Consider the following 20,074-nt stretch of genomic DNA (forward strand, 5'->3'; position numbering starts at 1 on the left):
TATTGATTAGATGATGGAGAGGGTATGTGTGGAAACAAGCGTGGTGATCGTAGCCGCCGGGTCTGGCAAGCGCATGGGGGCAGGTAAGAACAAGGTTTGGTTATCTTTGCAACACAAGCCGATTTTTCAACACACCGTTGAAGTGTTTGCCAATCATCCGGGGATTGCGGAGATAGTTCTGGTTATTAACGAACAGGATTATCAAGAAATGGAAAAATGGTGTAAACGCATGCCTCACTCTATAATCTTGGAAATTGGAGGAGCAGAGCGTCAAGACAGCGTCCGCAACGGACTACATGCTTTGTCAGACAGTTGTACACATGTGCTGATTCACGATGCAGCTAGACCTTTTATTACACATGAACAGATAACAAATATCATAGAAAAAGTGAAGGATCAGCAGGCAGTCGTTATGGCAGTTCCCGTGAAGGATACCATTAAGGTTGTGGGTCCTGACGGAATTGTAAAAGCGACGCCTGCACGAGAGAGCTTGTGGGCTGTACAAACGCCACAAGCTTTTCCGCTTTCACTTGTAAAAGATGCGCATCGCTATGCTCAGGAACACAACAAGACGGGTACAGATGATGCGATGCTTGTTGAGATGCTGGGGCATGCTGTATCAATCGTGGATGGAAGCTATGAAAATATTAAGATAACAACGCCAGATGATTTGTGGTTGGGAGAAGAGATCATGAAGAGGCGGTTGGAGGAAAGGAAACGGAAGCGATGAGAATTGGACAAGGGTTCGATGTACATCAGCTTGTAGAAGGACGACCGTGTATCATTGGTGGGGTAACAATTCCGTACGAAAAGGGATTGTTAGGTCACTCTGATGCCGATGTACTTTTGCATACAATCACTGATGCGCTCCTTGGAGCAATTGGAGAGGGAGATATCGGACGTCATTTTCCTGATACGGATTCTAATTTTAAGGATGCAGATAGTTTAGAATTAATGCTTCATGTCTGGAAGTTAGTAAAAGAGCGGGGGTATCGATTGGGGAATTTGGATGCCACCCTTATTGCCCAAGCGCCAAAAATGGCACCGTATATTCCGCAGATGCGAGAAGTGATTAGTAACGCGCTTGATGCTGACTTAAGCCAGGTGAATATTAAAGCAACGACAACGGAGAAGTTAGGCTTTACAGGACGTGGAGAAGGCATTGCCTCACAGGCTGTCTGTCTGCTTGTCAATGTATAAGTCTAGTAGTATCATTACAGGGAAGAGAAGGATAAGGATGGTGTCACCATGACAAGGGAAATTCGCTTGCGCTACGCTCCAAGTCCAACTGGACACTTACATATTGGGGGAGCCCGCACAGCGCTTTTTAATTATTTGTATGCACGTCGTTTAGGCGGCAAGTTTATCGTTCGTATTGAGGATACAGACCAGACTCGTAATGTTGAGAATGCAGCTGAAAGCCAAATGGAAAACCTCAAATGGTTAGGTGTAGAGTGGGACGAAGGCGATGATATCGGCGGTCCTTATGGTCCTTATCGTTGTATGGATCGACTAGACATTTATCATCAATATATGAATCAGCTTCTTGAAGAAGGAAAAGCATACTACTGCTACGCTACCAAGGATGAGTTGGATACGGAGCGTGAAGAGCAAATTGCTCGTGGCGAAACCCCTCGTATTGACGAGAAGCATCGCCATGCTACACCAGAACAGAAAGAAGCTTTTGAAAAAGAAGGACGTAAACCATCCGTTCATTTCATTGTTCCTGAGGATCGCTCTTATACCGTGCATGACTTGATACGTGGAGAAGTAACCTTTGAAACAAAGGAAATGGGTGGGGACTTTGTTATCTGTCGTCCTGACGGAATTCCTACTTATAACTTTGCTGTAGTTATTGACGATTATCTGATGAAAATCAGTCATGTTGTGCGTGGAGAAGAACATCTATCCAACACACCACGTCAATTGATGATTTATGAAGCATTTGGCTGGGAAGTACCTGAGTTTGCCCATCTGGCTCTTATTTTGAATCAGGATGGCAAAAAAATGAGTAAGCGCGATGAGAGTATCATACAATTCATCGAACAATACCGTGAAATGGGTTATTTGCCGGAAGCAATTGTTAACTTCCTAGTTCTTCTTGGTTGGTCTCCAGGAGGAGAGCAGGAGATTTTCACGCTTTCTGAACTAGAGAAACTGTTCAGCTTTGATCGTGTAAATAAATCGCCTGCTGTTTTTGATAGCACAAAAATGAACTGGATGAACAACCACTATCTGAAATCTAGACCTGTGGATGAGATTATGGAAATGTGCATCCCTCCTTTAAAAGAAGCAGACTTCCTGGAAGCTGAGCTTACTCCTGAACGCAAAGAATGGGTGAAGCAACTAGTTGCGCTATATCAGGAACAAATGTCCTATTGCGCACAGATCGTTCCGCTTTCTGCTCTCTTCTTCCTAGAAGAGGTGGCATACGAAGAGGATGCTAAGGCTGTGCTGAAAGAGCCACAAGTAAAAGAGGTATTAACCAGTTTTAGACAGCACCTAAATGCAAGTGCTGAATATACTGTAGAAGCTATTTCCGCTGCGCTAAAAGCTACGCAGAAGGAAACAGGCTGCAAAGGTAAAGCGTTGTTCATGCCTGTACGTGTGGCGATTACTGGCCAGGCGCACGGTCGTGATTTAGGTCAAACCATTTTCTTGATTGGTCAGGAAAAAGTAGCAAAACGATTGGAACAGGTAATTAAAAGCCTGTAAGCATATACAATAAGTGCTGGGATCAGGAGAAGTACTAATAAGGGTCATCATCAGAGAGAGCGGGTAAGGTGGAAACCGCTTGTTGACTTTATTGGGAAATGCACCTGAGAGCAATCCATTGAACATACCAAACTTTTGTTTGTAAGTAGGTGGATCGGGTCCCCTCCGATATTGGGGGTTAAGCGAAATGATGCACGAGTGCACCATTTAAGCAGAGTGGAACCGCGGTAAACACCGTCTCTGAGCCTATTTAGGCATATGAGACGGTGTTTTTCCTGTATATGAGCGAATAAGATTTGAAGTGGACACCATAGAGGCTATCGTATTGCTGTGAAAAGAGAGGAGGCGTACCATGTTTTCCAAAATGAAAGAAGATATTAAAGTTGTTTTTGAAAGGGACCCTGCCGCTCGCAGTACGTTAGAAGTAGTATTAACGTATGCTGGCTTACATGCGATCTGGGGTCATCGATTTTCACACTTTTTATGGAAACGAAATTGGAAAACATTAGCGAGAATTGTCTCCCAAACGACACGGTTTTTTACCGGCATCGAGATTCACCCGGGAGCTACCATTGGACGGAGAATGTTTATTGACCATGGAGCCGGTGTTGTAATCGGTGAGACCTGTGAAATTGGTGATAATGTAACGATTTATCAGGGGGTAACGCTTGGGGGAACAGGCAAAGAAAAAGGCAAACGACATCCTACTATCGGTAATAATGTCATCATCGCTTCTGGTGCTAAGGTTTTAGGTTCTTTTAAAATTGGAGATCATTCCAAAGTAGGTGCAGGTTCCGTGGTTCTGCAACCTGTACCACCCAATTCTACGGTTGTAGGGATACCTGGTCGGATAAAAATACAGAATGGTAAGAAGGTAGAATGTGATCTGGATCATGTGAATATGCCAGACCCTATTCATGAGATGATTTGTGAAATGCAAAAAGAAATTCGTTCGTTAAAAACGGAAATCGATATGTTAAAAAAGGAGAAGGACCGTTATGAGCATACACTTATACAACACAATGACGCGTGAAAAAGAAGAGTTTATACCCCTAGAAGAGGGTAAGGTAAAAATGTATGTTTGCGGTCCAACAGTCTATAATTATATTCATATAGGTAATGCTCGACCAAGTATCGTTTTTGATACTCTGCGTCGATACCTTGCTTACAGAGGATATAAAGTAACGTTCGTTCAGAATATTACTGATGTAGAAGACAAGCTGATTCGTCGGGCTAATGAGGAGAATACAACTGTTACGGAATTGGCAGACCGCTATACCAACGCATATAACGAGGATTTAGAAGGCTTGAATGTACTTGCACCTGATATCCAACCTCGTGTTATGAATACTATGCCTGAGATCATTTCCTTTATTGAGGGACTAATTGAAAAAGGCTTCGCTTATGAAAGTGAAGGGGATGTCTATTTCCGCACGAATCGTTTTGAGGAATACGGAAAGCTTTCTCATCAACCACTAGAAGCCCTGCAAGCAGGTGCACGCATTGAGATCAGTGCGAAAAAGGAAAATCCACTTGATTTTGCTCTGTGGAAAGCAGCCAAGACTCAAGAGATTTCTTGGGATAGTCCTTGGGGTGCTGGTCGTCCGGGATGGCACATCGAGTGCTCCGCTATGGCTCTCCGCTTTTTGGGCGAATCGATCGACATTCATGCAGGGGGAACCGATTTAACCTTCCCTCATCATGAAAATGAAATCGCTCAATCTGAGTGCTATACAAATAAGCCATTTGCCCGCTATTGGATGCATAATGAAATGCTAAATATCGATAACGAAAAAATGTCAAAATCACTTGGGAACTTTTTATTAGCTCGTGATCTGATTGGCAAATATACAGGACAGTTAATCCGTTTCTTTATGCTTAGTGGTCATTATCGCAGTCCGATCAATTTTAGTGAAGATCTTTTGGAACAGGCGGCTAACAGTCTAGAGCGCATTAAGAACGCTTATGTGAACTTGGGGCACCGTCTCTCTACGGCAAGAGCAGAAGAACCGAATGGAGTTGCTAAGGAACAGGCAGAGCTAATAGAAGAACTGCGTAGCCGCTTTATCAAAGAAATGGATGATGATCTAAACACAGCAAACGGCATTACTGTTTTGTTCGATGTAGCGAAGGAAGCGAATCTCTATCTACGCAACGCTAATGTTGGAGAGACAGAGGTGAGGGCATACCGTGCACTGTTAGTAGAGCTGGCAGGTGTACTAGGTCTTATTCTTGAGGAAGAAGCTGAGCTTCTTGATGAAGAGATTGAGAAACTGATTGTAGAGCGAACAGAGTCCAGAAAGGCACGTAACTTTGCTCGTGCAGACGAGATTCGCGATCAGCTTCAAGCAATGGGAGTTGTTTTGGAAGATACGCCACAAGGAATTCGTTGGCGCCGAAAATAAGGAGTACTTAACTATGATAGAAAGAGAATCATTAGCTCGCGATCCCAAAATGAGCAACCCGCTCGTGCTTGCCTTTTTGGGAGACGCGACCTACTCTCACTTTGTACGTTACCATTTGATTGCAAAAGGAATGGTCAAGCCTAATCTCTTGCATAAAACAGCAAATCGTTATGTATCTGCTAAAGCACAAGCCAATATCCTGCTTACCATTATGCCTGAATTAACTGAGGAGGAAATGGTACAGGTAAAGCGAGGGCGTAATGCTAAATCAGGTTCAAGTGCCAAAAATGCAGATATTATTGATTATCGGCATGCTACAGCGTTTGAGGCGTTGATTGGATATTTATATCTGGAAGGAAAAGAAGAGCGGATGCAAGAGATTATTAACCGCGCATTCGCCATCGTGGAAGGAGCACAACAAGCATGAATGAAGAATGGATTCTGGGCAAAAATCCAGTAATTGAGGCATTGCGCTCAGGTCGTACCATCAATAAAATCTGGATGGCGGAAGGCGCGAACAAAAATCAGATGGGTCCCATTTTTAATCTGGCTAAAGAGAATGGGGTCGTTATTACAACAGCAAATCGTAAAAAGCTGGATCAACTTGTAAATAGCGATAATCATCAAGGGGTAGTTGCTTCTGTAGCTGCTTATGATTATGTAGAAATAGATGATATTTTGGTTAGAGCAGAAGAACGTAATGAAGTGCCATTTGTTATTATTCTCGACGAATTGGAAGATCCGCATAATTTAGGGTCTATCCTGCGTACCGCAGATGCGGTGGGTGCGCATGGTGTTATTATTCCCAAGCGTCGTTCCGTTTCCTTGACTGCAACTGTAGCCAAAGCGTCTGCTGGGGCGATTGAGTATGTACCGGTAGCTCGCGTAACCAATATTGTACGAGCTATAGAAGAATTGAAGGAAAAAGGTTTCTGGATTGCAGGAACGGATGCGTCAGGTAAACAAGATTTTCGTGAAGGTGATTATTCCATGCCACTAGCCATGGTTATTGGCAGTGAAGGAAAAGGGATGAGCCGTCTCGTGCGGGAAAACTGTGATTTCCTATACCGACTGCCGATGGTAGGACAAGTTACCTCCCTTAATGCTTCAGTTGCAGCAGCTATTTTGATGTATGAGGTTTACCGTTTCAGGAGTCCATTAACGCCTCGGGTGAAATGAGATGGCCAAGCGTAAATCAAAACAACTACTCATTGTAGATGGTTACAATATCATAGGAGCATGGCCACAGTTGCGCGCTTTGAAAGACCAGGATTTGATGGATGAGGCGCGCGATCTGCTCATCTCCCAGTTAGCTGAGTATCAAGGCTTTACTGGCATGAAGGTGATTGTTGTTTTTGACGCATATATGATACCGAGTCCAGGGCGGAAACAGCAGGAATATAAAATAGATGTCTATTTTACAAAGAAAAAAGAGACAGCAGATGAAAAAATTGAAAAACTAGTCTTTGAATTATTCGAGAAAAATCGACAAATCTATGTGGCTACTTCAGATTATACGTCACAGCGAGTAATTTTTGGTCAGGGTGCATTGCGAAAATCAGCGAGGGAGCTACTTCTGGAGGTAGAGAATGCTGGGAAGGAGATCCAGCAGGAGGTTAGAAAAATCAAGGAAGAAAAGTTCTCAAGCAAAATTCCGATCTCTGATGAAATAGCGAAAATATTCGAAAAATGGAGAAGAGAGTAAAACGACTTTTGTTGACGCTATTTTACCCATTCATGTATAATAACACTATCTATCTTATGTAGCCAGGTGTCGGAGGGATGATAATGAGTGTTGATCTGAGAGAGTTAAAACATACTCAATATGATCTGATGTCCGACGAAGAAGTAGTAGAGTTAGTAAGAGAGAACGATGCTGAGGCCCTTGAATACCTGATCAATAAGTATAAAAATTTTGTACGGGCCAAGGCTCGTTCTTATTTTTTGATTGGGGCGGATCGTGAAGATATTGTACAGGAAGGTATGATTGGCCTGTATAAGTCTATACGAGATTTCAGAGGTGACAAGCTCACGTCGTTTAAAGCGTTTGCTGAGTTGTGTATCACCCGTCAAATTATTACAGCAATTAAGACGGCAACAAGGCAGAAGCACATACCTCTCAACTCTTACGTATCGTTGGACAAGCCTATTTACGATGAGGATTCAGATCGTACTTTGCTCGATGTAATATGTGGAACCAAAGTAACAGATCCTGAAGAGCTTTTTATCAACCGAGAAGAATTTGACGACATAGAAGGTAAAATGAGTGAAATTCTAAGTGATTTAGAGCGTCAGGTGTTGATGCTCTATCTGGACGGTCGTTCCTATCAGCAAATTGCTGTGGAGCTTGATCGCCACGTCAAGTCAATTGACAATGCTCTTCAACGCGTAAAACGGAAATTGGAACGGTATTTAGAAGGTAGAGAAATTAATCTGTAAGGTTACTAGGTTGCTAGTTCGAATCTATTGGAAGAAGTATTCGCCTTAACATGAAATATTCCTGTTTTTTGTCGAGTATTTTTCATCACACTGAACTTAGATCGTTAATGTCTAAAATTGTCAAGGTATTTCGTTGACATTGTGAGTCTACATGTGATAAATTTGTTTAGGTAACCATAGAGATGAATCTATGGTTACTTGCGTGAACGCACGGAAAAAAGTAGCGGTTTTTCCCGAGTTTAGTTGGGTTACAGTTATAGTCTTTAGGTATGAGAAAAGATGGAGGTGGCAATGATGCGAGTAAATATTACTTTAGCGTGCACCGATTGTGGTGAACGTAACTATATCAGCACGAAAAACAAGCGTACGAATCCTGAGCGCATCGAAAAGAAAAAGTATTGCTCCCGTGATAAAAAGCACACAGTTCATCGTGAAACTAAGTAATGATGGGCAAAAAGTCTGGAGGTAGCATATGAGTATCTTTTCCAGAACGGGTTCGTTTTTGAAAGAGGTTGTCGCTGAGTTAAAAAAAGTTCGCTGGCCGAACCGAAAAGAGCTTGTTAACTATACAATAGCTGTACTATTGGCAGTAACATTTTTGGCTCTATTTATGTTTGTAGTGGACTTTGGAATCTCAGAGTTAATCGGTCTTATTCTTAAAAAGTAGGTATTATTCGGTTCTTAGGAGGGACGGACGTCTATCGTCCTCGTGGATATGGAAAAAGCGTGGTATGTCGTTCATACTTACTCTGGGTATGAAAACAAGGTAAAAGCGAATCTGGAAAAGCGCGTTGAGTCAATGGGCATGGAGGACAAAATCTTCCGCGTTCTAGTTCCTACTGAAGAAGAAGTAGAGAGCAAGGATGGCAAGAAGCGCACAGTCACCAAAAAAGTGTTCCCGGGTTACGTTCTTGTTGAAATGGTAATGACGGACGATTCTTGGTATGTCGTGCGTAATACCCCAGGGGTCACAGGCTTTGTCGGATCCGCCGGAGCTGGTTCTAAACCGACTGCGTTGCTTCCTGAAGAAGCGGATAACATTCTCAAGCATATGGGAATGGAAGCGCCGAAAGTTAGGATCGATTTTGAGCTTCGCGATATGGTTTCCGTAAAGGATGGTCCTTTCACGGGCCGTACTGGCGAAATCATTGAGATTCAATCCGACAAACAAAAGGTTCGTGTTCTTCTTGACATTTTTGGTCGAGAGACACCGGTCGAATTAGATTACACACAAGTTGATAAACTGGATTAAGTCTCATCTTGAAAAGTAGCGTAGGTTATGATACATTTCATGATGATTCTGGAATCTGCAGAAGAATGCGGTTCCCAATCTCACTATAGATAAGTCCCCTTTATAGGGATTTTCCGAAATAGAGTGGGAGGGGTGAAAATTCCCCGCATTACCACACACGAAGAAGGAGGTGTATTACGTGGCTAAGAAAGTAATCCGCGTAATTAAACTACAAATTCCAGCAGGAAAGGCAAACCCTGCACCTCCAGTAGGTCCGGCACTCGGTCAAGCTGGGGTTAATATCATGGGTTTCTGTAAAGAATTTAACGCTCGTACAGAAAGCGAAGCAGGAATGATCATTCCTGTAGAAATTACTGTATTTGAAGATCGTTCTTTCACATTCATTACAAAAACTCCGCCAGCAGCAGTTCTATTGAAAAAAGCAGCAGGAATCCCATCCGGTTCCGGTGAGCCTAACAAGAAGAAAGTTGCTACACTAAAACGCGATAAAGTTCGTGAAATCGCTGAGTTGAAACAACCTGACCTGAACGCAGCTTCTGTTGAAGCAGCAATGCGCATGGTTGAAGGTACTGCCCGTTCTATGGGTATCGTAATCGAAGACTAATTGTCTTTTGATTGCTTGGAATGGATGAGGGTACAAGCTGTGCCCTTGTTCATGTGGGAGGATATTAAACCGCTACGACCACATTGAAGGGAGATTTGCACAAATGCCAAAACATGGTAAAAAATATCTTGAAGCTGCAAAGCAGATTGATAAAAACACAGTATACCCAGTTAGCGAAGCACTAGAATTGGTGAAAAAAGTAGCTACTGCAAAGTTCGATGAAACAATTGAAGCAGCATACCGTTTGGGTGTAGACCCTAAGCGTGCTGACCAACAAATTCGTGGTGCAGTTGTATTGCCACATGGTACAGGTAAAGTACAACGCGTACTTGTATTTGCTAAAGGTGAAAAAGCGAAAGAAGCTGAAGCAGCTGGAGCAGATTATGTAGGCGATTCTGACATGCTTGCAAAAATCCAAGGTGGCTGGTTTGAGTTTGACGTAATTGTTGCTACACCAGACATGATGGGTGAAGTTGGTAAACTAGGCCGCGTATTGGGTCCTAAAGGTCTAATGCCAAACCCTAAAACTGGTACTGTAACATTTGATGTTACAAAAGCAGTTAACGAAATCAAAGCTGGTAAAATCGAATACCGCGTAGACAAGACTGGTATCATCCATGCTCCTATCGGTAAAGTATCTTTCGATGCTGAGAAACTAGCTGAAAACCTAGCAACTTTGACTGAAGCACTTAACCGTGCTAAACCAGCAGCTGCTAAAGGTGTTTACATGAGAAACGTAACAATCAGCTCCACTATGGGACCTGGTGTACGCGTTGAAGTAAAATAATACCAGTTGACTTCACTTGCTGAAGTTGATATGATAATACCTGTTGTTAAAGAGAATATGTCATACCGTAGACAGAAGGTGTAACGAACTCTTGAGTGAGTTACTTAATATCCATCCGAGGTGTGTGCTGAACGATAGATTGTTTTAATCTGTTACTTAGTGCCCTCGCGAATGTCTGCGAGGGCATTTTCAATTTAATTAGTAGGATTGAAGCACGGGAGGTGTAACAATGGCAGAAATTCGTCCAACGGTTATCCGTGAAGAGAAAGTACAAGTTATCAACGAGATCGCTACAAAATTGCGTGAAAGCCAAACCGTAGTAGTTGCAGATTATCGTGGTTTGACAGTTGCTCAAGTAACTGAACTTCGTAAACAGTTGCGTGAAGCTGGCGTTGAGTATAAAGTATACAAAAATTCTTTGGCACGCCTAGCTACAGCTCAAGAAAACTTGAGCGATTTGGATGCCCACCTGTTGGGACCAAACGCGATTGCTTTCTCTAAGGATGACGTAATCGCTCCTGCGAAGATCATTGCTGACTTCGCAAAGAAAAACGATAAACTTGAAATCAAAGGTGGCGTTATCGAAGGTAAGGTTGTAGGCGCTGAAGAAATCAAAGCACTTGCTTCTCTACCATCTCGCGAAGGTTTGTTGTCTATGCTTCTCAGCGTACTACAAGCACCAGTTCGCAACTTCGCCCTTGCGGTTAAAGCTGTATCTGAACAAAAAGAAGGCCAAGGCGCCTAATCTGTATAATACGATTGGAGGATTTATAAATGAGTCACGAACAAATTCTAGAAGCTATCAAAGGCATGTCCGTTCTTGAACTAAACGATCTAGTAAAAGCAATTGAAGAAGAATTTGGTGTTACTGCAGCAGCTCCTGTAGCTGTTATGGCTGGTGGCGCTGGTGAAGCTGCTGCTGAGCAAACTGAGTTCACTGTGAACCTAGTTTCTGCTGGTGCTTCCAAAATCAACGTAATCAAAGTAGTTCGCGAAATCACTGGTCTTGGTTTGAAAGAAGCAAAAGATCTAGTTGACAACGCTCCTAAAGCACTTAAAGAAGGCATTTCTAAAGAAGATGCTGAAGGTATCAAAGCTAAGCTTGAAGAAGCTGGCGCAGTAGTAGAAGTTAAGTAGTCTACCTACTTTTTATAGAAATCCCCTTGCCTCTTGGCCGGGGGATTTCTGCTATCTATGGTGAATAGCAGAAAGGGGCGACCATCTTTAGATGAGTGACCACTATTACACAAATCAGCCGAGTGCGGCGCACAAGGAAGAGGAATTTACGTTTGATCTGCGAGGAAAAACATATTGCTTTACTACAGACACGGGTGTTTTTTCAAGAGATAGGGTCGATTTCGGCAGTGTTTTATTGATTGAAACCATGCAATTCTCTCCTCAAGCACAAGTGCTGGATGTCGGTTGCGGATATGGAGCTATGGGATTGCCGGCTGCAGTTTTGGCGAATGAAGGAAAAGTAACCATGATTGACATTAATGAACGTGCAGTTATGCTTGCGAAGCGAAATGCAGAGCAGAATGGCATCCGGAATGTAGAAATCATGGTGAGTGATTTATATGAGAAAGTAGCAGATCGTCAATTTGACGTTATTCTTACCAATCCTCCTATTCGCGCAGGAAAAGAGACGGTACACCGGATTTTTACGGAAGGATACAATCTGCTGGTACCAGGCGGGAGCATGTGGGTAGTTATTCAGAAGAAGCAAGGAGCACCATCTGCCATTAAAAGACTAGAAGAATACTTTGATGATGTACAAATTGTAGATAAAAGCAAGGGTTATTTTATTATTTGTGCAAGAAAATAGTGATTAACCTTGACGCTATAAATGCAATATGTTAACATTATAAAATGTCAATATGGGTTTTTTGTATAAACTCAGCAAATCCTAATTTGTCAATACCCTTTTTCGAGGTTTTCTAAGGGAAAAGGTGTGATCTTGTGAAAAGTTGGGAATTCTTTTAGAATAGGCTTTTTTATCAAAAAATGAGGTTAAGAGGTTTAACCCATTTTTATTTTTGTGCTTTCAGCATGTAGTGATACTTCTGCTAGATGCTTATCGCTTTCTGACTAAAGAGAGCATGTTGCGGTCAACACCGGCTGATTCAGGTGTTGCAACAATAAATGAGGGGTGAATGAGTTGGCAGGTAAACTGGTCCAGAGCGGTAAACACCGCCAGCGTCGCACGTATTCTCGCATTAACGAAGTACTAGGGCTTCCAAATCTAATTGAGATTCAGCAAAAATCTTACCAATGGTTCTTGGATATGGGTTTAAGAGAAATGTTTCAAGATATTTCTCCGATTCAAGACTTCACTGGTAACTTAGTGTTGGAATTTATCGATTATAGCTTGGGTGAGCCGAAGTATGATGTCGATGAATCGAAGGAACGTGACGTTACGTATGCTGCTCCATTGCGCGTTAAAGTGCGTCTTTTAAACAAAGAGACGGGCGAAGTGAAGGAGCAAGAGGTCTTTATGGGAGACTTCCCACTGATGACAGAAACGGGTACCTTCATAATTAATGGAGCGGAGCGCGTTATCGTCAGTCAGCTCGTTCGTTCCCCTAGTGTTTACTATAACACTAAAGTCGATAAGAACGGTAAAAAGACTTTCAGCGCTACAGTAATTCCTAACCGTGGTGCTTGGTTGGAACTTGAGACAGATGCGAAAGATATCATCTATGTTCGTATCGATCGTACTCGTAAGATTCCAGTTACTGTCTTGTTACGTGCTTTAGGTTTTGGAACTGATAAAGATATTCTTGATCTCTTGGGTCATGATGAAAAGCATGTAAACAATACGCTTGAAAAAGATAACACTGATTCAACAGAAAAAGCTCTTATCGAAATCTATGAGCGTCTTCGTCCAGGCGAACCGCCTACAGTAGAGAATGCTAAGAGTTTGCTAGTTTCTCGTTTCTTTGATCCAAAACGTTATGATCTAGCATCTGTTGGTCGTTATAAAATGAATAAAAAGCTTCATATTAAGAACCGTCTGTTTAACCAACGTCTTGCTGAGTCATTGGTTGATACGCAAACGGGTGAAATTATTGCAGAGGCAGGTCAGGTTATTGATCGTCGTCTGATGGAAAGAATTTTACCAATGTTAGAAGGCGGAGTGAATTATGTTGATGTTCGTACGCATGGCGGCGTTTTGGAAAACGAAACGATCACACTGCAATCTGTAGACATCTTTGATGATGAAGGTAAGGTAGTAAAAGTAACCGGTAATGCCAACATTGACATGTCCGTAAAAAATATTACGCCAGCTGACATCGTGTCTGCAATCAACTATTTCATTAACCTGTTGCATAATATTGGTACAACAGATGATATCGATCACTTGGGTAACCGTCGTCTGCGTTCTGTAGGTGAGTTGTTACAAAACCAATTCCGTATTGGTTTGTCTCGTATGGAGCGCGTTGTTCGTGAACGTATGTCCATTCAAGACCAAAATCAAATTACACCGCAGGCACTTATTAATATCCGTCCAGTTATTGCGGCAATTAAAGAGTTCTTCGGAAGCTCCCAATTGTCTCAGTTCATGGATCAAACCAACCCTCTTGCTGAGTTGACGCATAAACGTCGTCTATCTGCACTAGGACCAGGTGGTTTGACTCGTGAGCGCGCTGGTTTCGAAGTGCGTGACGTTCACCACTCTCACTATGGTCGTATGTGTCCGATTGAGACTCCAGAGGGACCAAACATCGGTTTGATTAACTCTCTGTCTTCATTTGCACGTATCAATGATTACGGCTTTATTGAAACACCACGCCGTAAGATTGATCCGGAAACAGGAGTAGTTCTTACTGAGATCGATTACCTGACAGCTGATGAAGAAGATGTATACAATGTGGCTCAAGCGAACCAACCTCTAGGTGAAGATGGACGTTTTGCCAATGAAATGGTTATCTGCCGTCGTAAGGGTGAGATCGTTAACATCCCTCGCGATAAGGTAGACTTCATGGACGTATCTCCGAAGCAAGTTGTTTCTGTTGCAACAGCTTTGATCCCGTTCCTAGAGAACGATGACGCCAACCGTGCGCTAATGGGATCAAACATGCAGCGTCAGGCCGTTCCACTATTGATTCCTCAAGCGCCTTTCGTAGGTACTGGAATGGAACATAAAGCAGCGCAAGACTCCGGTGTTGCCATTGTTGCGAAATGGCCTGGTCAGGTTGAACGTGTAACAGCACGTGAGATCTGGGTACGTCGTTATAAAGAAATCGATGGCAAGCAAGTTGCTGGCGATCTTGATAAATACAAGCTACACAAATTCATCCGTTCCAACCAAGGTACTTGCATCAACCAACGCCCTATTATAAAAACAGGCGATTGGGTTGTACCTGGTGACATTATTGGTGATGGTCCTTCTACTGAAAAGGGCGAATTGGCTCTTGGACGTAACGTAATCGTAGCGTTTATGACCTGGGAAGGTTACAACTACGAGGATGCGATATTGCTAAGTGAAAAACTGGTTAAAGACGATGTTTACACGTCCATTCATATTGAAGAATATGAATCAGAGGCGCGTGACACTAAGCTTGGACCTGAAGAAATCACACGTGACATCCCTAACGTAGGGGAAGAAGCGCTTAAGAATTTGGATGAGCGTGGTATTATCCGCGTTGGTGCCGAAATCCGTGATGGCGATATCCTGGTTGGTAAAGTAACACCTAAGGGTGTAACTGAACTTACTGCGGAAGAGCGTCTACTACATGCGATCTTTGGTGAGAAAGCACGTGAAGTTCGTGACACCTCCCTGCGTGTACCACATGGTGGATCCGGTATTATCGTTGATGTAAAAGTATTTACTCGCGATAATGGTGATGAATTGCCACCAGGTGTAAACCAGTTGGTTCGCGTATATATTGCTCAAAAACGCAAAATTTCCGTTGGGGATAAAATGGCTGGTCGACATGGTAACAAAGGGGTTATTGCCCGTATCATGGCGGAAGAAGATATGCCATTCTTACCTGATGGTTCACCAGTTGAGATCGTATTGAATCCATTGGGCGTACCATCTCGTATGAACATCGGTCAGGTACTTGAAACGCACTTGGGTATGGCTGCGAAAATTCTAGGCATTCATGTTGCGACTCCGGTATTCGATGGAGCGGAATATGAAGATGTGCTTGATACGCTGGAAGAAGCTGGTCTTGATCGTGATGGTAAGACCCTATTGTATGATGGACGCACAGGTGAATCTTTTGACCGTCGTGTAACCGTCGGATGCGTATACATGTTGAAACTAGCTCACTTGGTAGATGATAAGATTCATGCTCGTTCAACTGGACCTTACTCACTCGTTACGCAACAGCCACTGGGTGGTAAAGCCCAATTTGGTGGTCAACGCTTCGGGGAGATGGAGGTATGGGCACTTGAAGCATACGGTGCTGCCTATACACTTCAAGAGATCCTTACTGTAAAATCCGATGACGTTGTCGGTCGTGTGAAGACGTACGAAGCAATTGTCAAAGGTGAAAATGTTCCTGAACCAGGTGTTCCAGAATCCTTCAAAGTATTGATTAAGGAATTACAAAGCTTGGGTATGGACGTAAAAATTCTCTCAGGGGACGAGAAAGAGATTGAAATGCGTGAGTCCGATGATGAGGATGAAGGCACTGGAGAAAAATTAAATCTCTTACCTGAAAGTATTGGTGTAGCAGAAGAAGAGTAAGATTCCGGTATAAGGGAGGTAACGCCCTGTGATTGATGTCAATAATTTCGAATATATGAAGATTGGTCTCGCTTCCCCCGATAAGATCCGTTCGTGGTCTTTCGGGGAAGTGAAAAAACCCGAAACAATCAACTACCGTACATTAAAACCAGAAAAAGATGGCTTGTTCTGTGAACGTATTTTCGGGCCAACCAAAGACTGGGAATGTCATTGCGGTAAATACAAACGTGTACGTTATAAAGGCGTAGTTTGTGATCGTTGCGGTGTTGAAGTAACACGTGCCAAAGTTCGTCGTGAACGTATGGGGCACATTGAGCTAGCTGCTCCTGTATCTCATATCTGGTACTTCAAAGGTATTCCTAGCCGTATGGGTCTTGTGCTTGATATGTCTCCTCGTTCACTTGAGGAAGTTATCTACTTCGCTTCATATGTAGTAGTAGATGCTGGTGACACACCTCTTGACAAGAAACAATTGCTGTCTGAAAAGGAATTCCGTAACTATCGTGAGAAGTATGGTCAATCTTTCACAGCAATGATGGGTGCTGAAGCGATTCGTCGTCTATTAGCAGAAATCGATCTGGAGAAAGATGTAGCTAATCTGAAGGAAGATCTGAAAACAGCACAAGGCCAACGCCGCAGTCGTGCGATTAAGCGTCTGGAAGTTTTGGAAGCATTCCGTAACTCCGGCAATCGCCCAGACTGGATGGTTCTTGATGTATTGCCAGTAATCCCTCCAGAGCTTCGTCCGATGGTACAGTTGGATGGTGGTCGTTTTGCTACCTCTGACTTGAATGACTTATACCGTCGTGTAATTAACCGTAATAACCGTCTAAAGCGTCTTCTTGAATTAGGCGCTCCAGACATTATCGTACAAAACGAAAAACGTATGCTTCAGGAAGCTGTTGACGCATTGATCGATAATGGTCGTCGTGGTCGTCCTGTAACAGGTCCGGGTAATCGTCCGTTGAAATCCTTGAGCCACATGCTTAAGGGTAAACAAGGTCGTTTCCGTCAAAATCTGTTGGGTAAACGTGTTGACTACTCTGGTCGTTCCGTTATCGTTGTAGGACCTAACCTGAAAATGTACCAATGCGGTTTGCCTAAGGAAATGGCTCTTGAGCTATTCAAGCCTTTCGTAATGAAAGAGTTGGTAGCTAAAGGTCTTGCTCATAATATCAAGAGTGCAAAGCGAAAGGTTGAGCGTGTACAACATGAAGTATGGGATGTTTTAGAGGAAGTAATTAGAGAACATCCGGTACTGTTGAACCGTGCCCCTACCTTGCACCGTCTGGGTATCCAGGCGTTTGAACCGGTGCTTGTAGAAGGTCGCGCAATCCGTCTTCACCCGCTTGTATGTACTGCCTACAACGCAGACTTTGACGGTGACCAGATGGCTGTTCACGTACCGCTTTCTGCAGAAGCGCAGGCTGAAGCACGCATCTTGATGCTTGCAGCACAAAACATCTTGAACCCGAAAGATGGTAAGCCAGTTGTTACTCCTTCTCAGGATATGGTGCTTGGTTCTTACTATCTGACACTGGAACGCGAAGGCGATATAGGTGAAGGTTCCATTTTCCGTGATCCTGCTGATGCCATTGCTGCCTATGAAAATGGTTATATTAGCTTGCAAACACGTATCATTATTCCAGCTAACAGCTTGAATAAGGAATCGTTCACGGAAAAACAAAAAGATAAATTGCTTGTTACTACTGTTGGTAAGGTTATCTTTAATGAAATCTTCCCTACTGACTTGCCATTTATCAACGCTCCAACAAGAGAAAACCTACGTGACCAGGTATCTGATGAGTTCTTTATCTTTGAAAAAGGCCAAGATACGAATGAATTTATTCGTAATCTGAAAGATCCAGGTGCTGTGAAAAAAGGTTTCCTTGGTACAATCATTGCTGAATGCTTCAGTCGTTTTGGTACAACTAAAACTTCTGAGATTCTTGATAAAATCAAAGAACTTAGCTTCAAGTACTCGACAAAAGCTGGTATTACAATTGCCGTAGCTGATATCGTTGTTCCTGAAGAGAAGAAAGATATTCTTCTTGCTGCAGATGAAAAAGTTAATACCGTTATGGCGCAATTCCGTCGCGGTCTAATCACCGAAGATGAGCGTTATGACCGAGTTATCTCTATCTGGTCTAAGTCGAAAGATGAAGTAACAGAAGTATTGATGAAGTCCATGGATAAGTTTAATGCGATCTTTATGATGGCTAACTCCGGTGCCCGTGGTAATGTATCTCAGATCACACAGCTGGCTGGTATGCGCGGTCTGATGGCGAACCCATCTGGTCGTATCATCGAGTTGCCGATCAAATCTAACTTCCGTGAAGGTCTGACAGTACTTGAATACTTTATCTCTACGCATGGTGCGCGTAAAGGTTTGGCCGATACCGCTCTGCGTACAGCTGACTCAGGTTACCTGACTCGTCGTCTGGTTGACGTAGCACAAGACGTTATCGTTCGCGAAATCGATTGCGGAACTGATAAAGGTATTCGTGTTACTGCCATCAAAGATGGTAAAGAAGAAATTGAAAAACTGTCTGACCGTTTGGTTGGTCGTACATGCTTTGAAACAGTACGCCATCCAGAAACAGGTGAAGTTCTCGTTCGTCGTAATGAGGAAATCACAGAGGATATGGCTGAATACATCGTTAAAATTGGAATTTCTGAAGTCTACATCCGTAACGTTCTAGCTTGCCGCACCAGTCATGGTGTATGCAAACGTTGCTATGGACGTAACCTGGCAACAGGTGCAGAAGTAGAAATCGGAGAAGCAGTTGGTATTATCGCTGCACAATCCATCGGAGAACCTGGTACACAGCTTACCATGCGTACGTTCCATACCGGTGGGGTTGCAGGGGACGATATTACACAAGGTTTGCCACGTATTCAAGAGTTGTTTGAAGCTCGTAATCCAAAAGGTCAGGCTGTTATTACCGAGATTGACTGTGAAGTAGTAAGTATTCGTGAAGATAAAGATAAGCGTATTATCGAAATTCGCGGTGAAGCAGAAAACAAAGAATACGCTGCACCATATGGATCGCGTATTAAGGTAACTGTTGGTCAGAAGCTGAATGCTGGTGACGAGTTAACAGAGGGTTCTGTTGATCCAAAAGAAATGCTGAAAGTTCGCGGACAACGCGGTGTATCCAACTACATCTTGCAAGAGGTACAAAAGGTTTACCGTATGCAAGGGGTAGAAATCAACGACAAGCACGTCGAGGTAATGATTCGTCAAATGCTTCGCAAGCTGCGTGTTAGTGATAGTGGAGATACCGATCTATTACCAGGATCTTATGTTGAAGTACATGAGTTCGAACAGGCAAATGCCAAAGTTCTCATTGAAGGTAAGAGTCCTGCTGTAGGACGTCCAGTTCTGCTTGGTATTACCAAAGCATCTCTTGAAACTGATTCCTTCTTGTCTGCTGCATCATTCCAGGAGACTACTCGTGTCCTAACTGATGCCGCAATTAAGGGTAAAGTGGACCGCTTATTAGGTCTGAAAGAGAACGTTATTATTGGTAAGTTAATTCCAGCGGGTACAGGAATGTCACGTTACCGCAATGCTAAGCTACTTACAGGTAAAGATGAAGAGGGTAATCCAGTAGAAGTACTGGAAACAGCTTCAGCAGAGAAATAGATAGCGAAAAAAATGCTAGATTAGATGGCAGCCATATCATTTATATGGTTGCCTTTCTATCTACATTTTTCCAGTATAAAAAATATAGAATAAATGATTGACTTCTATGTTTGAAACTGGTATGATATTCGAGTGTGCCTGATACTCATCACTTTGGAGGATATGATAATCATGTCTTATGAAAAAGTAGAGTGGGCAAAGGAGTTAACGATCGGTATTAACCAGACAACTAAAGTTGTTGAGCATGACCAGGCAATGGAAGTGTTTCTTGCTAAGGATGCAGACAAGCGTTTAATACAAAAGATCGCACTTCTATGTAAAGAAAAGGGTGTTCCCATCAACTATGTGGATTCTATGAAACGTCTTGGTAAGGCGTGTGGAATTCAAGTTGGGGCAGCTGCTTGCGCTATTAAAAAAAGTAGTTAAGTCATGTTTTTGTTGATCCCTGCATCTGGCGTCAGCAAAGGCATTTCATTTTGCCCGTTTGTGACTCACCTGGATCTGTGGTCTTACAATAAGAAATTG

At 43.0% G+C, this 20,074-nt stretch carries 20 protein-coding genes and 2 other annotated features; all 20 genes read left to right on the top strand.

Going from position 1 to position 20,074, the window contains the following annotated elements:
* Positions 1–28: 28 nt before the first annotated feature.
* Entirely contained in the window at positions 29–730 is a 702-nt protein-coding gene (gene ispD, locus LM917_RS21535; protein ID WP_232699771.1) for a 2-C-methyl-D-erythritol 4-phosphate cytidylyltransferase, read from the top strand.
* Positions 727–1,200 carry a 2-C-methyl-D-erythritol 2,4-cyclodiphosphate synthase gene (gene ispF, locus LM917_RS21540; protein ID WP_232699772.1) on the top strand — a complete coding sequence of 158 codons (474 nt, stop codon included), beginning with the start codon at positions 727–729 and terminating at the stop codon, positions 1,198–1,200. Before ispD ends, ispF begins: the two co-directional genes overlap by 4 nt.
* Before the next feature lie 48 nt (positions 1,201–1,248).
* Complete coding sequence (gltX, locus tag LM917_RS21545; protein ID WP_232699773.1) at positions 1,249–2,715, top strand: glutamate--tRNA ligase; 1,467 nt, start codon at positions 1,249–1,251, stop codon at positions 2,713–2,715.
* 9 nt (positions 2,716–2,724) lie between these two features.
* Positions 2,725–2,960 (top strand) — a binding site (T-box leader).
* Positions 2,961–3,067: 107 nt separating this feature from the next.
* Positions 3,068–3,748, top strand: a complete 681-nt coding sequence (gene cysE, locus LM917_RS21550) for a serine O-acetyltransferase (protein ID WP_232699774.1) — start codon at positions 3,068–3,070, stop codon at positions 3,746–3,748.
* Entirely contained in the window at positions 3,714–5,120 is a 1,407-nt protein-coding gene (cysS, locus tag LM917_RS21555; RefSeq protein ID WP_232699775.1) for a cysteine--tRNA ligase, read from the top strand. The genes cysE and cysS overlap by 35 nt, the downstream gene beginning before the upstream one ends.
* A 13-nt stretch (positions 5,121–5,133) precedes the next feature.
* Complete coding sequence (locus LM917_RS21560; RefSeq protein WP_232699776.1) at positions 5,134–5,547, top strand: Mini-ribonuclease 3; 414 nt, start codon at positions 5,134–5,136, stop codon at positions 5,545–5,547.
* A complete protein-coding gene (rlmB, locus tag LM917_RS21565; protein WP_232699777.1) occupies positions 5,544–6,299 on the top strand; it encodes a 23S rRNA (guanosine(2251)-2'-O)-methyltransferase RlmB in 756 nt (251 codons plus the stop codon). The genes LM917_RS21560 and rlmB overlap by 4 nt, the downstream gene beginning before the upstream one ends.
* Position 6,300: 1 nt before the next feature.
* Positions 6,301–6,825, top strand: a complete 525-nt coding sequence (locus LM917_RS21570; protein ID WP_232699778.1) for an NYN domain-containing protein — start codon at positions 6,301–6,303, stop codon at positions 6,823–6,825.
* Between the two features lie 83 nt (positions 6,826–6,908).
* A complete protein-coding gene (gene sigH, locus LM917_RS21575) occupies positions 6,909–7,559 on the top strand; it encodes an RNA polymerase sporulation sigma factor SigH (protein ID WP_232699779.1) in 651 nt (216 codons plus the stop codon).
* 291 nt (positions 7,560–7,850) lie between these two features.
* The gene (rpmG, locus tag LM917_RS21580; RefSeq protein ID WP_255668496.1) at positions 7,851–8,003 is read left to right on the top strand and encodes a 50S ribosomal protein L33; all 153 of its coding nucleotides are present in this window, start codon (positions 7,851–7,853) and stop codon (positions 8,001–8,003) included.
* Between the two features lie 28 nt (positions 8,004–8,031).
* A complete protein-coding gene (gene secE, locus LM917_RS21585; protein ID WP_232699780.1) occupies positions 8,032–8,226 on the top strand; it encodes a preprotein translocase subunit SecE in 195 nt (64 codons plus the stop codon).
* Positions 8,227–8,274: 48 nt separating this feature from the next.
* A complete protein-coding gene (gene nusG, locus LM917_RS21590) occupies positions 8,275–8,811 on the top strand; it encodes a transcription termination/antitermination protein NusG (protein WP_232699838.1) in 537 nt (178 codons plus the stop codon).
* A gap of 178 nt (positions 8,812–8,989) precedes the next feature.
* Positions 8,990–9,415 (top strand): 50S ribosomal protein L11, encoded by a 426-nt coding sequence (rplK, locus tag LM917_RS21595; protein WP_232699781.1) that lies wholly within the window; start codon positions 8,990–8,992, stop codon positions 9,413–9,415.
* A 103-nt stretch (positions 9,416–9,518) separates the two neighbouring features.
* Positions 9,519–10,202: a 50S ribosomal protein L1 gene (gene rplA / locus LM917_RS21600; RefSeq protein WP_232699782.1), complete on the top strand. Its 684-nt coding sequence runs from the start codon at positions 9,519–9,521 to the stop codon at positions 10,200–10,202.
* A gap of 47 nt (positions 10,203–10,249) precedes the next feature.
* Positions 10,250–10,403: a sequence feature (ribosomal protein L10 leader region), on the top strand.
* A 28-nt stretch (positions 10,404–10,431) separates the two neighbouring features.
* Positions 10,432–10,947, top strand: coding sequence for a 50S ribosomal protein L10 (gene rplJ, locus LM917_RS21605; protein ID WP_232699783.1), 516 nt, complete (start codon positions 10,432–10,434; stop codon positions 10,945–10,947).
* Positions 10,948–10,976: 29 nt separating this feature from the next.
* Positions 10,977–11,339 (top strand): 50S ribosomal protein L7/L12, encoded by a 363-nt coding sequence (gene rplL / locus LM917_RS21610; RefSeq protein ID WP_232699784.1) that lies wholly within the window; start codon positions 10,977–10,979, stop codon positions 11,337–11,339.
* 91 nt (positions 11,340–11,430) lie between these two features.
* Positions 11,431–12,027, top strand: coding sequence for a class I SAM-dependent methyltransferase (locus LM917_RS21615; RefSeq protein ID WP_232699785.1), 597 nt, complete (start codon positions 11,431–11,433; stop codon positions 12,025–12,027).
* A gap of 333 nt (positions 12,028–12,360) precedes the next feature.
* Complete coding sequence (gene rpoB, locus LM917_RS21620) at positions 12,361–15,900, top strand: DNA-directed RNA polymerase subunit beta (protein WP_232699786.1); 3,540 nt, start codon at positions 12,361–12,363, stop codon at positions 15,898–15,900.
* Positions 15,901–15,928: 28 nt separating this feature from the next.
* On the top strand, positions 15,929–19,549 hold the full coding sequence (rpoC, locus tag LM917_RS21625; protein ID WP_232699787.1) for a DNA-directed RNA polymerase subunit beta': 3,621 nt from the start codon (positions 15,929–15,931) through the stop codon (positions 19,547–19,549).
* A gap of 171 nt (positions 19,550–19,720) precedes the next feature.
* Positions 19,721–19,975 (top strand): 50S ribosomal protein L7ae-like protein, encoded by a 255-nt coding sequence (locus LM917_RS21630; RefSeq protein ID WP_232699788.1) that lies wholly within the window; start codon positions 19,721–19,723, stop codon positions 19,973–19,975.
* Positions 19,976–20,074 lie beyond the last annotated feature (99 nt).

Origin of the sequence: Brevibacillus daliensis, from assembly GCF_021245735.1 — a bacterium.
In the GTDB taxonomy this organism is placed as follows: Bacteria; Bacillota; Bacilli; order Brevibacillales; family Brevibacillaceae; genus Brevibacillus_B; species Brevibacillus_B daliensis.

Bases quoted from the DNA above. Each gene is read 5' to 3' on its own strand.
- ispF (WP_232699772.1), top strand. From the start codon at position 727: ATGAGAATTGGACAAGGGTTCGATGTACATCAGCTTGTAGAAGGACGA.
- gltX (WP_232699773.1), top strand. From the start codon at position 1,249: ATGACAAGGGAAATTCGCTTGCGCTACGCTCCAAGTCCAACTGGACAC.
- cysE (WP_232699774.1), top strand. From the start codon at position 3,068: ATGTTTTCCAAAATGAAAGAAGATATTAAAGTTGTTTTTGAAAGGGAC.
- cysS (WP_232699775.1), top strand. From the start codon at position 3,714: ATGAGCATACACTTATACAACACAATGACGCGTGAAAAAGAAGAGTTT.
- LM917_RS21560 (WP_232699776.1), top strand. From the start codon at position 5,134: ATGATAGAAAGAGAATCATTAGCTCGCGATCCCAAAATGAGCAACCCG.
- rlmB (WP_232699777.1), top strand. From the start codon at position 5,544: ATGAATGAAGAATGGATTCTGGGCAAAAATCCAGTAATTGAGGCATTG.
- LM917_RS21570 (WP_232699778.1), top strand. From the start codon at position 6,301: ATGGCCAAGCGTAAATCAAAACAACTACTCATTGTAGATGGTTACAAT.
- sigH (WP_232699779.1), top strand. From the start codon at position 6,909: ATGAGTGTTGATCTGAGAGAGTTAAAACATACTCAATATGATCTGATG.
- rpmG (WP_255668496.1), top strand. From the start codon at position 7,851: ATGATGCGAGTAAATATTACTTTAGCGTGCACCGATTGTGGTGAACGT.
- secE (WP_232699780.1), top strand. From the start codon at position 8,032: ATGAGTATCTTTTCCAGAACGGGTTCGTTTTTGAAAGAGGTTGTCGCT.
- nusG (WP_232699838.1), top strand. From the start codon at position 8,275: ATGGAAAAAGCGTGGTATGTCGTTCATACTTACTCTGGGTATGAAAAC.
- rplA (WP_232699782.1), top strand. From the start codon at position 9,519: ATGCCAAAACATGGTAAAAAATATCTTGAAGCTGCAAAGCAGATTGAT.
- rplJ (WP_232699783.1), top strand. From the start codon at position 10,432: ATGGCAGAAATTCGTCCAACGGTTATCCGTGAAGAGAAAGTACAAGTT.
- rplL (WP_232699784.1), top strand. From the start codon at position 10,977: ATGAGTCACGAACAAATTCTAGAAGCTATCAAAGGCATGTCCGTTCTT.
- LM917_RS21615 (WP_232699785.1), top strand. From the start codon at position 11,431: ATGAGTGACCACTATTACACAAATCAGCCGAGTGCGGCGCACAAGGAA.
- LM917_RS21630 (WP_232699788.1), top strand. From the start codon at position 19,721: ATGTCTTATGAAAAAGTAGAGTGGGCAAAGGAGTTAACGATCGGTATT.